The organism is Aeromonas sp. ZOR0002 (assembly GCF_963866995.1).
Classification (GTDB): domain Bacteria; phylum Pseudomonadota; class Gammaproteobacteria; order Enterobacterales; family Aeromonadaceae; genus Aeromonas; species Aeromonas caviae.
This window is the reverse complement of the sequence record NZ_CAWMFQ010000347.1, coordinates 1-259: the sequence shown is the minus strand read 5'-3', so window position 1 is coordinate 259 and position 259 is coordinate 1. Positions and strand designations below refer to the sequence as shown.

The 259-nt window shown below is 72.6% G+C and carries 1 pseudogene; it reads right to left on the bottom strand.

Going from position 1 to position 259, the window contains the following annotated elements:
- A pseudogene (locus AACR77_RS18625) lies at positions 1-259 on the bottom strand (AraC family transcriptional regulator); the annotation flags it as partial.

Genomic DNA, 259 nt, shown 5'->3' with positions numbered 1-259 from the left:
GTGAGCCCCCGGTGCTGCAACTGGCGCGCCCGTCCCAGCACCCCCTGCTCCCGCCACTGGCGAAAGCTGCACCCCAGCTGCTGGAGGAAGAGCCGGTTGAGGGTGCGCACCGAGGCGCCGCAATCTGCCGCCAGCGCTGTCAGCGTCAGATGGATGGCGGGTGCCTGGCACACCTTGTCCAGCACCCGCAGCAGGCGCGGGTCCGGCTCACCGGTGAGGGGAATGCGCGCCGCGAGCGGGTCGGCGCGCTCCAGCTCCT